The organism is Pseudomonas sp. BSw22131, from assembly GCF_026810445.1.
GTDB lineage: Bacteria > Pseudomonadota > Gammaproteobacteria > Pseudomonadales > Pseudomonadaceae > Aquipseudomonas > Aquipseudomonas huanghezhanensis.
The window spans coordinates 1,851,776-1,865,706 of record NZ_CP113949.1 but is presented as its reverse complement, the minus strand read 5'-3'; the positions used below and the strand labels follow the sequence as shown (position 1 = coordinate 1,865,706).

The 13,931-nt window shown below is 59.2% G+C and carries 16 protein-coding genes and 1 pseudogene; 8 read left to right on the top strand and 9 right to left on the bottom strand.

Going from position 1 to position 13,931, the window contains the following annotated elements; all coding sequences use genetic code 11:
- Window positions 1-81 precede the first annotated feature (81 nt).
- Window positions 82-495, bottom strand: a complete 414-nt coding sequence (gene arfB, locus OYW20_RS08310) for an alternative ribosome rescue aminoacyl-tRNA hydrolase ArfB (protein ID WP_268800216.1) — start codon at window positions 493-495, stop codon at window positions 82-84.
- A gap of 191 nt (window positions 496-686) precedes the next feature.
- The gene (locus OYW20_RS08305) at window positions 687-2,111 is read right to left on the bottom strand and encodes an amino acid permease (protein ID WP_268800215.1); all 1,425 of its coding nucleotides are present in this window, start codon (window positions 2,109-2,111) and stop codon (window positions 687-689) included.
- A gap of 519 nt (window positions 2,112-2,630) precedes the next feature.
- On the opposite strand from OYW20_RS08305, the gene OYW20_RS08300 reads away from it, so the two are divergent.
- Both OYW20_RS08300 and OYW20_RS08295 read left to right on the top strand, forming a co-directional pair.
- The gene (locus OYW20_RS08300; protein ID WP_268800214.1) at window positions 2,631-2,768 is read left to right on the top strand and encodes a hypothetical protein; all 138 of its coding nucleotides are present in this window, start codon (window positions 2,631-2,633) and stop codon (window positions 2,766-2,768) included.
- 71 nt (window positions 2,769-2,839) lie between these two features.
- Window positions 2,840-3,818 (top strand): annotated as a pseudogene (locus OYW20_RS08295) (leucyl aminopeptidase).
- A gap of 111 nt (window positions 3,819-3,929) precedes the next feature.
- Here the strand turns inward: OYW20_RS08295 and rluB are convergent.
- The 6 genes from rluB to OYW20_RS08265 form a co-directional block, all read right to left on the bottom strand.
- Window positions 3,930-5,306: a 23S rRNA pseudouridine(2605) synthase RluB gene (gene rluB, locus OYW20_RS08290; RefSeq protein WP_268800213.1), complete on the bottom strand. Its 1,377-nt coding sequence runs from the start codon at window positions 5,304-5,306 to the stop codon at window positions 3,930-3,932.
- A 197-nt stretch (window positions 5,307-5,503) separates the two neighbouring features.
- Window positions 5,504-5,692: a DUF1289 domain-containing protein gene (locus OYW20_RS08285; protein WP_268800212.1), complete on the bottom strand. Its 189-nt coding sequence runs from the start codon at window positions 5,690-5,692 to the stop codon at window positions 5,504-5,506.
- A gap of 134 nt (window positions 5,693-5,826) precedes the next feature.
- The gene (scpB, locus tag OYW20_RS08280; protein WP_268800211.1) at window positions 5,827-6,612 is read right to left on the bottom strand and encodes an SMC-Scp complex subunit ScpB; all 786 of its coding nucleotides are present in this window, start codon (window positions 6,610-6,612) and stop codon (window positions 5,827-5,829) included.
- A 17-nt stretch (window positions 6,613-6,629) separates the two neighbouring features.
- Window positions 6,630-7,328, bottom strand: a complete 699-nt coding sequence (locus OYW20_RS08275) for a segregation and condensation protein A (protein ID WP_268801082.1) — start codon at window positions 7,326-7,328, stop codon at window positions 6,630-6,632.
- 116 nt (window positions 7,329-7,444) lie between these two features.
- A complete protein-coding gene (locus OYW20_RS08270; protein ID WP_268800210.1) occupies window positions 7,445-8,077 on the bottom strand; it encodes an L-threonylcarbamoyladenylate synthase in 633 nt (210 codons plus the stop codon).
- A gap of 13 nt (window positions 8,078-8,090) precedes the next feature.
- Entirely contained in the window at window positions 8,091-8,951 is an 861-nt protein-coding gene (locus OYW20_RS08265) for a PHP domain-containing protein (protein WP_268800209.1), read from the bottom strand.
- A 65-nt stretch (window positions 8,952-9,016) separates the two neighbouring features.
- Between OYW20_RS08265 and OYW20_RS08260 the strand changes: the two genes are divergently transcribed.
- The 6 genes from OYW20_RS08260 to OYW20_RS08235 all read left to right on the top strand — a co-directional run bounded on the left by OYW20_RS08260 (window position 9,017) and on the right by OYW20_RS08235 (window position 13,274).
- Window positions 9,017-9,640 (top strand): septation protein A, encoded by a 624-nt coding sequence (locus OYW20_RS08260; RefSeq protein ID WP_268800208.1) that lies wholly within the window; start codon window positions 9,017-9,019, stop codon window positions 9,638-9,640.
- A gap of 1 nt (window position 9,641) precedes the next feature.
- Entirely contained in the window at window positions 9,642-9,941 is a 300-nt protein-coding gene (locus tag OYW20_RS08255; protein WP_268800207.1) for a YciI family protein, read from the top strand.
- A 143-nt stretch (window positions 9,942-10,084) separates the two neighbouring features.
- Window positions 10,085-10,504 (top strand): translation initiation factor 2, encoded by a 420-nt coding sequence (locus tag OYW20_RS08250; protein ID WP_268800206.1) that lies wholly within the window; start codon window positions 10,085-10,087, stop codon window positions 10,502-10,504.
- A 7-nt stretch (window positions 10,505-10,511) separates the two neighbouring features.
- Window positions 10,512-11,189 (top strand): response regulator transcription factor, encoded by a 678-nt coding sequence (locus OYW20_RS08245; protein ID WP_268800205.1) that lies wholly within the window; start codon window positions 10,512-10,514, stop codon window positions 11,187-11,189.
- Window positions 11,190-11,420: 231 nt separating this feature from the next.
- The gene (locus tag OYW20_RS08240; protein ID WP_268800204.1) at window positions 11,421-11,864 is read left to right on the top strand and encodes a Spy/CpxP family protein refolding chaperone; all 444 of its coding nucleotides are present in this window, start codon (window positions 11,421-11,423) and stop codon (window positions 11,862-11,864) included.
- Window positions 11,865-11,945: 81 nt separating this feature from the next.
- A complete protein-coding gene (locus OYW20_RS08235; protein ID WP_268800203.1) occupies window positions 11,946-13,274 on the top strand; it encodes a sensor histidine kinase in 1,329 nt (442 codons plus the stop codon).
- 57 nt (window positions 13,275-13,331) lie between these two features.
- Here the strand turns inward: OYW20_RS08235 and OYW20_RS08230 are convergent, their stop codons facing one another.
- Window positions 13,332-13,892: a nitroreductase family protein gene (locus OYW20_RS08230; RefSeq protein ID WP_268800202.1), complete on the bottom strand. Its 561-nt coding sequence runs from the start codon at window positions 13,890-13,892 to the stop codon at window positions 13,332-13,334.
- Between the last annotated feature and the right edge of the window lie 39 nt (window positions 13,893-13,931).

Below are 13,931 nucleotides of genomic sequence, written 5' to 3'. Positions count from 1 at the left end.
ACAGAACCGGGACATTTCTGGATGGAGGCTGCAATCTGTAGCCGCGAATTCATTCGCGGGGTCGTGATCCCGCGAGCGGCGTTAGAAGTCGACTTTGCCGCGCCCGGCCTTGATAGACCCGCGCTTGGTTTTCGACTCCAGCCTGCGGGTCTTGGAGCCCAGGGTGGGCTTGGTCGGGCGGCGCTTTTTCTCGACCTTTCCCGCATTGACGATCAGCTCACTCAAACGCTCCAACGCATCGGCACGGTTCTGCTCCTGCGTACGGTATTGCTGCGCCTTGATGATGATTACGCCGTCGCTGGTGATGCGACTGTCGCGAAGGGCCAGTAGCCGCTCCTTGTAGAACGGCGGCAACGACGAGGCGTTGATGTCGAAGCGCAGATGCATCGCGCTGGACACCTTGTTGACGTTCTGACCGCCCGCACCCTGTGCACGAATCGCGGTGAGTTCGACCTCAGCGTCCGGCAGGTGCACGTTGTTGGAGATGATCAGCATGGGGACTTACGACGCTCTGAAATTAACAACTCAATATCTGCCTGGAACTTGAAACTGTGGGAGGGAGCTTGCTCGCGACAGGCCGGTACATCGGACCCGACTGTGTGCCGAAAAGACCAATTCGCCAGCAAGCTCCCTCCCACCACAACCCTCAACCACCCATTTTTATCCGTCGATCAGCGGCGTCTGGCTCACTTGATGATCGAGGTGCGCTGCGCCATGGACTGGTTGGCGGCGAGGCGTCTGGTCTTGAGCATGAAGAACCCCCACATCACCAGCAGCCACACCGGAATCGCGAACACCGACACACGAACCCCGGGGATCATCAGCATGATCACCAGGATCAACGCCACAAAGGCCAGGCAGATGTAATTTCCCACCGGATACCACAGCGCCTTGAACAGCGGCACCTGATGCGTGCGATTCAGGTGCTGCCGAAACTTCAGATGCGAGTAACTGATCATTGCCCAGTTGATCACCAGCGTAGCCACCACCAGTGACATCAACAGTTCCAGCGCATTCTGCGGGATCAGGTAGTTGAGCAGCACGGCAATTACCGTCACCGCCGCCGACACCATGATCGCGCGCACTGGCACGCCACGGCTGTCGACACGCGCAAGCGCTTGGGGCGCATCGCCCTGCTCGGCCATGCCAAACAGCATCCGCGCGTTGCAATACGTGCCGCTGTTATAGACCGACAGCGCCGCAGTCAAGACCACGAAATTGAGGATATGCGCGGCGGTGGTGCTACCCAGCATCGAGAACACCTGCACGAACGGGCTGCCGCTGTACGAGTCGCCCGATGCATTGAGGGTGTCCAGCAGCGCGTCCCACGGGGTCAACGACAGCAACACCACCAGCGACCCAATATAGAAAATCAGGATCCGGTAAATAACCTGATTGATCGCTTTGGGAATGATGACTTTCGGCTGGTCGGCCTCAGCAGCGGTGAAACCGAGCATCTCCAGGCCACCGAAGGAAAACATGATAAACGCCAGCGCCATTACCAGCCCGCTGATGCCATGGGGGAAAAAGCCGCCGTGGTCCCAGAGGTTAGTGATCGATGCCTGCGGACCGCCGCCGCCACTCACCAGCAGGTAACTGCCGAGCGCAATCATCCCGAGGATGGCCACGACCTTAATGATCGCAAACCAGAACTCCGCCTCACCGAAGACTTTGACGTTGGCGAGGTTGATGACGTTGATCATTACGAAAAACACAGCGGCCGACGCCCAGGTCGGAATTTCCGGCCACCAGTAGTGCACGTACTTGCCAACCGCAGTCAGTTCCGACATGCCCACCAGGATGTACAGCACCCAGCAATTCCAGCCCGACAGAAACCCGGCGAAACCGCCCCAGTACTTGTGCGCGAAATGGCTGAACGACCCGGCCACCGGCTCTTCGACGATCATTTCACCGAGCTGGCGCATGATCATGAAGGCGATGAAGCCGCAGAGCGCATAGCCCAGAATCATCGACGGACCCGCCGATTTGAGGACGCCGGCCGACCCCAGGAACAACCCCGTACCAATGGCCCCGCCAAGGGCAATCAGCTGGATGTGACGGTTTTTCAGGCCACGCTTCAACTCACCGGAAGGGGGCATATGCTCGCTCATAAAATGGCACCTTGTTTTTTTCTGCGACGGAATCGAACCCGACACGCTCATGACGTGGCGGAGTGCAACGGGGTGGATAATCCCGAACGGGTTGACGTCGGTACGTCCAGTGATCACAGAAAAAACGACGCGCATTGTACACCGCTCAGGCGACGAGTTGCCCGCCGAAAAGCTGTCTGAGACGTCAGTTCAAAGCCTTTTAAAACACCGACAAACCCACCAAAACCGTCAGAGGCCAGTGATCGCAACGGGACTCGATTTGGGTGGACCGACATAAAACTGTCAGAAAAAATTAAAAAAAATCGCCGCTGAACGCCCGTTGTTAATCCTCGAATTTTTTCTATCTTGGGCGAAATGCCAGTGCGCAGCCGCTGAAAAAGCCGTTGCAGACACGGGACGATTGACCTAGTTTTTCTATCGCTTGCTGACCACGAAGGTCAGCGTGCTTCCATGACGAATCACTCATTGCGATTGATCCGTCGCTTTCGGCAAGTACGTAATTCTCAGGAGATTTACCCTATGCAATCTGTAGAACAAACCCTGGAAGAAGAACTGCAACTGGACGACTGGTTTGAAGCACCGACACACGACGCTGCGGTTGAGATGATGAAAGCCGATGCCGTCGTGCCATTCGGCACGGCCATGTGGCCGTTCTAAGGCAACCCGAGGGCAGGCGCGGCTAACGTGTCTGCCTTTTTTGTTTCCAGTTTTCGCAAGGGAATGGATCAATGGAACAGATTAGCGCCATCGAGCACTTTCTCTACTACCTGCACCATCACCCGGCCGTCGAGGGTCTGCCGCAGCCCAAGGTGCTGCTGGGCCACACCGACAGCTACACCGCGATGGTGGGCAACATCATCGAAACCGCTTCACTCAGCGACACGTTTCATTTCACCGCCTTGGGCCTTGATACAACGCCCATCGAACAGCTGGCCACGGCCATCACCCAGGCCGATCTTTACGTGTTGTTCTACGATGCTTCGACCCTGCCCAACCCTACCGCTGAAGGCCCGACGTTCATCCGCGCGCTGCAGGGAGTCATGTCGGAACACTGGAAAAAATCCCTTTTGTTCAAGGATTATGGACGCTATTTCTACGATACCTTTAGTGTTTCACCGCAGCGAATTGCCGGGCTGAATGCCGCACTGATCGACAACATGAACCAAGGCCAAACCCTTAGCTTCAGTGACAAGAGCGGCTCTTATTTTGAAGTGCCGCTGCGTGAATTGAAGAAGTGGACCAACATCAACGGCGTGGGCAATTACGATCTGGCGCCGGGAGAAATCGCGACACACAGTGAGTCCATCAATGGCCACGTGAAGTTTGTCGGGACGTTCTTGAGCACGATTCCGTTTGCACGCAAATACGGGATCATCGAAACACCGTTGGAACTGTGGATAGAGAATTCGACCATCACGCGCATCGCCACCGAAGTACCGGGGCTAGAACATGACTTCACCAAATACCTGAACGCCAACCCCTCAAACCGAAAAGTCGAGGAATTGGGCATTGGCACCAATGAGGGGGGTAACCCAGTTGTATGCGCGCAATGCCGGGTTCGAGGAACGCCATTGCGGTCTGCACCTTGGGCTGGGAGGCGGCGCCAAGGGCAGTCATCATCTGGATCTGATTTTCAACAGTGGCACTCTGGCCGTGGACAAGCGCGTGGTGTTCGACGGGCAGTTCAATCTGGCGACGAGCGCGTAAATATCACCGTGCTTCTGATGCAATGAGCGGGCGACGTTCCGACTTGCCCGCAAAGCTGCAGCAAAAAAAAAACGCCAGTCACTGACTGGCGTTTTTTACTTCAAGCAAACATCACTCAGGCTTGCGACGACCAAACCCTGGGCGTTGGCCGGAACCTGCCGGAGGTCCGCGACGCTTGCCCGACGGCGTTTTGTCATCGACCAGCTTGATGCCCGGACGCGAAGGCTTCGGCTTGGCGGGACGCTTGTTCATGTCACTTGGACGCTCAGCCACTGGCGTGCCACGGCTGCTGTCGGTACGACCTTCGGAGCGGCCACCGACCGGAGGACGCGGGGTGCGTTGACCGCGCCCGCCTTCCTGCGGTTTGCCGGCCGGACGTACGCGTTCGCCTTCGGCCACACGTGGCTCGCGTGCAGGACGCTTTTCGCCCACGGCATAACGCGGGTCACGCGCTGGACGGTCACCCGCCTCGCCACGCGGTTCGCGAGCTGGACGATCACTGCCAATGGCTGGACGCGGCTCGCGGACCGGACGATCGCTGCCGATAGCAGGACGTGGTTCACGCACCGGACGTTCGGCACCGGCTGCATCCTTGGCAGGACGCACATTACGCACTCGCTCGCCTTTACCGAGAGGACGCGACGACTGACGCTGCAAGCGCTCCATCTTGTCCTTGGTCTTGGCGTTCATCTGCGGCATGGCGACAGGCGTCAGGCCGACTTCGGCGCTGAGGGTGTCGACTTCGTACTGACTCATTTCGCGCCAGCGGCCCATCGGCAGGTCGGAATTGAGGAACACCGGGCCATAGCGCACGCGCTTCAGGCGGCTGACCACCAGCCCTTGGGATTCCCACAGACGACGAACCTCACGGTTACGCCCTTCCATGACCACGCAGTGATACCAGTGGTTGAAGCCTTCGCCGCCCGGCGCTATCTGGATGTCGGTGAAGCGGGCAGGACCGTCTTCGAGGATCACGCCGTTCTTCAAACGCAACAGCATGTCGTCGTCGACTTCGCCGCGTACGCGAACCGCGTATTCGCGGTCCATTTCGAACGACGGGTGCATCAAACGGTTGGCCAGCTCACCATCGGTGGTGAACATCAGCAAACCGGTGGTGTTGATGTCCAGACGACCGACGTTGATCCAGCGGCCCTCTTTGGGGCGCGGCAGGCGATCAAACACCGTCGGGCGACCTTCAGGGTCGTCGCGGGTACAGATTTCACCGTCTGGCTTGTTGTACATGATTACGCGGCGGACGGTTTCAGCGGCTTCTTCACGCTTGATAACGCGACCGTCAACGGTAATGGCGTCGTGCAAGTCGACGCGTTGACCCAAGGTTGCGTCTTTGCCATTGACCTTGACGCGACCCTGGCTGATCCAGGCCTCTACGTCACGGCGAGAACCGACGCCGATGCGCGCCAGTACTTTCTGCAGTTTTTCGCCTGCTGGGCCGATTTCCTGGCTGTCCTGCTTGTCTTTGTCACTCATCTGGGCACCTCCCGGTGTGTCGATCAGGCCATGCTCGACAAAGCATGGCCCGGTTGCCTGGCGTCTTCTTGCGTTAATAAAGAAGGCGCGCTGGCGGAATACTGAAAGCCTGATGGCGGGTATGGATCGCCAAAAGGTCGCGAATCATACGCCCATGACAGACGTTGCGCATCAGAGGCTAGCCGAAAACTTCAGGCTCACTTCTTTTTCCGCCGGCCGGCTGCTTTGAGCTTGATCAGGCGCATGGCCGATTCCGCAAGCACCGAGCGTTTCTCGGACTTTTCCATCTTTTTCCAGGATTTGATCTCGCGCTTGGTGCGTCCACAGCCCAGGCAAAGGTCTTCGTCGAATTTGCAGAGGCTGATGCAGGGGGATTTTGTGCTCATGGGCTGACCTGAAATTGGAGGACAACGGTAGGAGCTCGCTTGCCCGCGATGGCGTCGTGCCCGATAAAAAGATCCGGTGCAGACAGATCACAATCGCGGGCAAGCGCGCTCCTACAACGGATGTGCCGTTTTATTTACCGCGGATCTTCATCGTCTCGCGGCACGTCTTCCAATTCAGACTCCGTATCGGGCTGATCGATTAATAAATCGTCGAAATCAATTTTCAGCCCCTTCTCCATCGAGTCCAGTTCCACCAGCAGCGTGCGAAAACTGGTTTCATCACGCGGCGGCTCCGGCTCGGCATCGGGATCTATGCTCGCATCAGCCAACGCCTGCAGATGCGCAGGCACCGGTGCGTCGTCAAATTCCAGCACAGGATCAGGCTCCAGCTCGCGCAGGTCGGCAAGCGGTGGCAAGTCGTCGAGGTTTTTGAGGTTGAAATGATCGAGAAACGCCTTGGTCGTGGCAAACATTGCCGGTTTGCCCGGCACGTCGCGGTAGCCCACGATCCGCACCCACTCACGCTCCAGCAGGGTTTTGACGATATTGGTGTTGACCGCAACGCCGCGCACATCCTCGATCTCGCCGCGTGTGATCGGCTGGCGGTAGGCAATCAGCGCCATGGTTTCCAGCAGCGCACGCGAGTAGCGCTGCGGGCGCTCCTCCCACAATCGCCCGACCCATGGGGAAAACCTCTCACGGATCTGCAGCCGATAACCCGACGCGACTTCCTTGAGCTCGAAGGAACGGCTGTCGCAGGATTTGCGCAATAGCTCCAGCGCTTTCTTGAAGACGGGCGGCTCGGGGCGCTCCCCCTCCTCGAACAGCTCGTACAGCCGTTCAAGCGATTGCGGTTTACCGGAGGCCAGCAGAAAAGCTTCGAGCAGCGTTGCCAGCTCGCGGGGTTCGTTGAGGTTCATCGATCAGCTCTAGCTCTTTAATCGGCTCGCGCACGCACATGAATGACGGCAAACGGTTCGTTCTGCACCAACTCCACCAGCGACTCCTTGACCAGTTCAAGAATCGCCATAAAGGTCACGACCACGCCAAGCCGGCCTTCTTCGGCGGTGAACAGCTCGGCAAACGGGACAAACCCGCCGCCCTTCAAACGCTCGAGCACATCGCTCATACGCTCGCGGGTGGACAACGCCTCGCGGCTGACCTGATGACTTTCGAACATGTCGCCCCGGCGCAGCACTTCGGCCATCGACATCAGCAACTCGTCCAGGCTGACATCCGGCAACAACTTGCGTGCGCGGGCTTCGGGTGCCTCCAGCTTTGGCACCACAACGTCGCGGCCAATGCGGGACAAACCGTCGATGCCCTCGGCGGCGGCCTTGAACCGCTCGTATTCCTGCAAACGACGGATGAGTTCGGCGCGCGGATCGTCTTCTTCTTCCTCGGCCGTTTCCGAACGTGGCAGGAGCATGCGCGACTTGATCTCGGCGAGCATGGCGGCCATCACCAGGTACTCGGCCGCAAGCTCAAGGCGCACGGTCTTCATCAGCTCGACGTAGCCCATGTACTGGCGAGTGATTTCCGCCACCGGGATGTCGAGAATGTTGATGTTCTGTTTGCGGATCAGATAAAGCAGCAGATCGAGCGGGCCTTCAAACGCTTCGAGGAAGACTTCCAGCGCGTCAGGCGGAATGTACAGGTCGAGCGGCATCTGGGTGACTGCCTGACCATAAACCAGCGCAAACGGAAGTTCCTGTTGCGCGCCCGCCTGACTGTCGAGCGTCTGGGCCTCGGTCACTCGACTTCGACCCCGAACGGCGTCGGATCGCCACAACCCACGCGGATGACCTGCGGTTCACCGTCAGTCAGGTTGACCACGGTGGAGGCCGAGACACCGCCCATGCCGGCGTCGATGATCAGATCAACCTGATGCTCCAGCACGCTGCGCATCTCATAGGGATCGCTCATCGGCACGCTTTCGCCGGGCATGATCAGGCTGACGCTCATCAATGGCTCGCCGAGTTCCTGCAACAACGCCTGGGCGATCGGGTGGTGCGGCACACGCAAGCCGATGGTGCGGCGCTTGGGATGCAGGACCAGGCGCGGCACGTCACGTGTTGCACTGAGAATGAACGTGTAAGGCCCGGGCGTGTGCGCCTTGAGCACGCGAAACGCCGTGGTGTCGACCTTGGCAAACATGCCCAGCTGCGAAAGGTCGCAGCACATCAGGGTGAAGTTGTGTTTGTCGTCCAGCTGGCGCAGGCGGCGAATCCGCTCGACGGCGTTCTTGTCGCCCATCTGGCAGCCCAGCGCGTAGGACGAATCGGTGGGGTACACCACCAGACCGCCCGCCCTGATGATCTCCACGGCTTGCTTGATCAGGCGCGCCTGGGGATTCTCCGGATGGACCTGGAAAAATTGACTCACGGTATCTTCCTGTTCAGACGGCAGTAGGCTGTTCATTTTTGAATCGCGACCAAAGGAGTGGCAGGTCTTCGGGGACCGGGCGGTATACGCCTATCTCCGACCAGCCACCGGGGGCATGAAAATCACTGCCGGCACTCACCAGCAGACCGAATTCCCGGGCCAATATCGACAGACTTCCCACCTGATCGGCAGGCTGCAGTCCGTTGACAACTTCAATGGCGTGGCCGCCGGCCTGAAGAAAATCGGCGACCAGTTTACGTCGTTTGCTACGGGTGAAATCGTAATGCCAAGGGTGGGCCAGGCTGACCCAGGCATTGGCGGCACGCAGGGTCGCGACCGTGTCTTCAAGCGTCGGCCAGTGCTGTTTGACGTCTCCCAGTTTGCCGGCGCCCAGCCACTTGCGGAACGCCTCGGCCCGATCCTTGACGTAACCACGCTGGACCATGAAGTCGGCAAAGTGTGGTCGGGCCGGCGCATTGGCGCTGTCGCCCAACGCTTGCTGTATGGCGCGAGCCCCTTCCAGCGCGTCCGGCATACCTTTCATCGCCAATTTGCGACTGATTTCTTCGGCGCGTAACCACCGACCGTGGTGCAACTGCTCGATAGCATCGACCAAAGGTTGCGCGGTGACGTCGAAACCATAGCCCAGAACATGGATGGTTGCCCCGCCCCAGGTGCAGGAAAGCTCGACCCCGTTAATGAGCTGCATATCGAGCGCAAGCGCCGCAGCGCGGGCTTCTTCGAGGCCTTCGAGGGTGTCGTGGTCGGTCAGGGCCAGCACCCGCACGCCATGCTCGTGAGCGCGCGCAATCAGCGCAGCAGGCGCGAGGCCACCGTCAGAGGCGGTGCTGTGGCAATGCAGATCGACATTCATAGGGGCGCTTTCGCAGTCATTGATGTTTGTTATTATGCCGCCACATCCAGCTTCTGGCTCTCACTGTGAAACAATTCATCGACTTCATCCCGTTAATCCTGTTTTTCATCGTGTACAAGATCGACCCTCATGCTGTCGACGTCATGGGCCACAGCGTCATGGTCGGCGGCATTTTCAGCGCCACTGCCATGCTCATCGCAAGCTCCATCGTGGTCTACGGCATCCTGTTCTTCAAACAGGGCAAGCTCGAAAAAAGCCAGTGGCTGACACTGATAGCCTGTCTGGTGTTCGGCAGCCTGACGCTGGCCTTTCACAGCGAAACCTTCCTCAAATGGAAAGCGCCGGTGGTCAACTGGCTGTTCGCGCTGGTGTTTGCGGGCAGCCACTTCATCGGTGATCGCCTGCTGATTCAACGCATCATGGGCCACGCACTGACGTTGCCTCAGGCCATCTGGGTCAAGCTGAACATCGCCTGGATCGTGTTCTTCCTGTTCTGCGGCGCCGCCAACCTGTATGTGGCTTTCACCTATCAGGAATTCTGGGTCGACTTCAAAGTGTTCGGCAGCCTGGGCATGACGCTGTTGTTCCTGGTCGGTCAAGGCATATTCCTGGCGCGCCACATGCATGACGCCGACCCCGCTACTACGGCCTCAACCATTACACCTTCCAAAAAAGAATCCGAGGACTGACATGCTCTACGCCATCGTTGCAACAGACGTCGCCAACTCTCTGGAAAAACGCCTCGAAGCGCGCCCTGCGCATCTGGAGCGCCTCACCGCGCTGAAAAGCGAAGGCCGCATCGTGCTGGCGGGCCCTAACCCTGCAGTCGATAGCAACGACCCCGGCGCTGCCGGTTTCACGGGGAGCCTGATCGTCGCCGAGTTCGAGTCCCTGAGCGCCGCACAAGCCTGGGCCGACGCTGATCCGTACATCAAAGCCGGTGTTTACGATCACGTTGTAGTCAAGCCGTTCAAGCAAGTGCTGCCGTAACCCGTTGCACGCCGACACCTCGCATTACCCGATCATCCCGCCGCCCAAGGCGGGATGATCTGTTTCAAGACCCCTTCTGCACTCAGTATTCGCATCATCCTGCCGACAACCTGCCAAGTGCCCGGTAAATGTCAGGAGTTCAGATGCGTCCAGTTTCGTGGTGTCTGGTATTAACCCTGTTGGCCAGCTCGGTTATGAGCCTCAGTGCGGAGGGCGAAGAAGCGGCGGACAGCACCAGCCAGAACCTCGCGTTGCCCAGCACCGCCACCCAGCTCAATGACTTGCGCCAGAAGCTTGCAGACAGTGAACGTCAGCGTCAGACGCTGGTCAGTCAACTGCAGGCGGCCAGCGCTGAACAGCAAACAATTGTGCTCAGCCGTCTGCGTCAGGAGAACCAAAGGCTTAAACTGCAGCTCAAAGAATCGCAGTCGGTCATGCCTCTACGCGTGCTGACAGAGCAACAACAATGGTTTGTCGCAGGCGGCGGCGTTGCACTGATTGCCCTGCTGTGCGGTATCTTTGCCAGCGGCTGGCGTAGACAGCGTCGGCAATGGCTAAATTGAGTGAGTCATGAGCGAGCTGTTACTTATTGATGATGACCAGGAGCTGTGTGAGCTCCTGAGCAGTTGGTTGACCCAAGAAGGCTTTCAGGTCCAAGCCTGCCACGACGGCCAGAGCGCTCGCAAGGCGCTTGCCGAAACATCGCCGGCTGCGGTGGTTCTAGACGTCATGCTGCCCGACGGCAGCGGTCTTGAAGTGCTGAAACAACTGCGCAGCGATCACCCTGATCTGCCGGTGCTGATGCTTTCGGCCCGTGGCGAGCCTCTGGACCGGATCCTCGGACTGGAACTGGGCGCCGATGATTACCTGGCAAAACCCTGCGACCCACGTGAACTGACCGCGCGATTGCGTGCAGTCTTGCGCCGCAGCCATCCGCCCGCCGTATCGACGCAACTGGAGCTGGGCGACCTGACCTTCAGCCCTGCGCGCGGCGTGGTCACTATCGACGACCAGGAATTCGTGCTGACGGTTTCAGAAGCGCGCCTGCTCGAAGCGCTGCTGGGACAACCCGGTGAGCCTCTCGATAAACAGGAACTGGCGCAACTGGCTCTGGGCCGCAAGTTGACACTGTATGACCGCAGCCTCGACATGCATGTCAGCAACCTGCGCAAGAAGATCGGTCCCCATGCCGATGGCCGCCCCCGCATCATTGCGCTGCGCAGCCGCGGGTATTACTACGCCGTGTGAAGCACGCCTCTGTAGAAGCGAACTTGTTCGCGAGGCGACATGCCTGACACAGTGCGCTGTCTGCATCGCCGACAAGTTGGCTCTGGAAGCACTGGCGGGTGCCGCCATATGTCAGGCCGCTCTACAGACCTCTTTACCCAAGCTTTACGCAGCCCTGACCTCGCTTGACCTTGATCTCCCTAAACTGGCCTCAACCGGCACAGAGCCGAAATCGAGATAAGGAGATACACCATGCGCAAGACTATGATCGCTTTGATGCTGGCAGCCGCCCTTCCTACCGTTGCAATGGCAATGCCGCCTGCACCCGCTGATGGTGGCCCTGCAGCACACGGCCCAGGCATGGACGGTCCACGCATGCACCGTGCAGGTCCTTTCGAGCGACTGAACCTGACCCCGGAGCAGCGTCAACAGATCGGCCAACTGATGCGTGAACAGAGACGCACTCATGACGAACTGAACCAGAAGTACCTGGCCAAGCTGTCGCCAGCAGACCAGAAAGCAATGCAGGATGAGATGACCGCCACACGTACCAAAACTGAAGGCACCATCCGCGCAATGCTCACCCCTGATCAGCAAAAGCAGTTTGATCAGATCCAGAAAGATGAAGCGCAACGCCGTGCTGACCGCGCCGAGTTCGAAGCCTGGAAAGCACAGAAAGCGCAAAAAACCCAGTAACCGCGAACCCCTCGCAGTTGCAGTATTCACCCAACCCGACACGCTCCGGCGTGTCGGGTTTTTCTGATTTGAGGACGTTACGTGCGCTCACTGTTCTGGCGAATACTGGCGAGTTTCTGGCTCGCGATTGCACTGGTCGCAGGTCTGTCACTTTTGCTGGGGCACATGCTCAATCAAGACGCATGGATTCTGAGCGGACATCCGGGCTTGCACAAATTGCCGGAGAAGTGGACCACGCTTTACGAAGAGAAAGGCGAGGAAGCGGCGCAGGATTATCTGCAAGACCTCAAACGCAAGTACCGCATCGATGTGCAAGTACTCAACGACGCCGGCGAAGCGATTGTGCGCGGAACGTTCCCACCTCGGGCCGCAGCCCTGGAAGCGCGACAGCAGAACGATCCGAAACCACTGCCCTGGCGCCGTTTGACCACCGAATACACCAGCCCGAAAACCGATGAAACCTATCTGCTGATTTATCGCATTCCGCACCCGGAACTGGATGCCTGGCACCGCGAAAGCCTGCTGTGGCCGTTGAGCGCGCTGGGTATTTCGCTGGTGGTGCTGACGCTTTTCAGCCTGCTGGTGACGTTGTCGATCACCCGCCCCCTGAGCCGTTTGCGCGGCGCCGTACACGACCTGGGGCAGACCACCTATCAGCAAAACAGCCTGGCGCAACTGGCCAGCAGACGCGATGAATTTGGCGTGTTGGCCAACGATTTCAACCGCATGGGTGCGCGTCTTCAAAGCCTGATCGGCAGCCAGCGTCAGTTGCTGCGCGACGTGTCACACGAACTTCGCTCCCCGCTGGCACGCTTGCGCGTTGCTTTGGCCTTGGCCGAGCGCGCGGAACCTGCCGAGCGAGAAAAACTGTGGCCGCGCCTGACCCGCGAGTGCGACCGACTGGAGGCGTTGATCGGGGAAATCCTCGCGCTGGCGAGGCTGGATGCGGATGTAGGCAGTGCGGCTGCCATAGACCTGAACGGTTTGCTGGAGCATTTGAAGGCTGAAACCGAACAGGGCAGCAGCGACCAGATCGTGCAGGTGAACGTCGACCGCAACGCGTTCTTGTCAGGCTGGGCTGATGTGCTGGAACGCGCACTGGACAACCTGCTGCGCAATGCCGTGCGCTTCAACCCCAGCGGCGCGCCGATTGAACTCAGCGCACTGCAAGTGGGTGACAGCCTGCGAGTCAGCGTCCGTGATCACGGGCCGGGGGTAGCGGCAGAACATCTGGCGCAGTTGGGCGAACCGTTTTACCGCGCCCCGGGGCAGACTGCGCCGGGTTATGGTCTGGGGCTGGTCATCGCCAAACGCGCAGCCGAAAAACACGGTGGAACGCTGATACTGGAGAACCACCCAGAGGGCGGCTTTATCGCCAGCCTCGAGTTGCCAATGACTCCGGTGGCCTAGCCGCCTTTGACATGACGCGACCCTTCGCAGCGAGGGTCGCGTAAGACCGCAAACAAGTTATCCCTGCCACTCGCTGACAAAATCCACCACGTCGACTTTCGAGGCAACGCGCGGCGGATTTTGTGGGGTGCCCAAGTACAAGAACGCGATCACCTCCTCGTCCTCTGCCAACCCCAAGCCCTTGGCCACATGGGCCGAATACGACAAATCGCCAGTGCGCCACACAGCGCCGACGCCTAACGAGTAAGCTGCCAGCAGTACGCCGTGGGCCGCACAGCCGGCAGTGATCAGTTGCTCGCTCTTGGGCACCTTGTGGTGATCCTGCAATTTAGCGATGACCACCACCACCAGTGGTGCGCGCAAAGGACCGTTGCGGGCTTTGTCCAACGCTTTCTCGTCCGACGCAGCACCGCTCTGTTGCAAGGCATCGGCCAGCAGCAGACCCATACGCTGTCGCGCTTCACCTTCGACGGTCAGAAAACGAAACGGCCGGAGCTGGCCATGATCGGGCGCACGCAACGCGGCGCTGAACAGAATCTCTCGCTGAGCGGCGTCCGGCGCCGGCTCGATCAATCGGGGAACCGACACACGGTTGAGCAGCAGGTCAAGCGCTTCCATCAAATCGTCTCCTTGTAAAAATGATTGCGCATTCTAGGG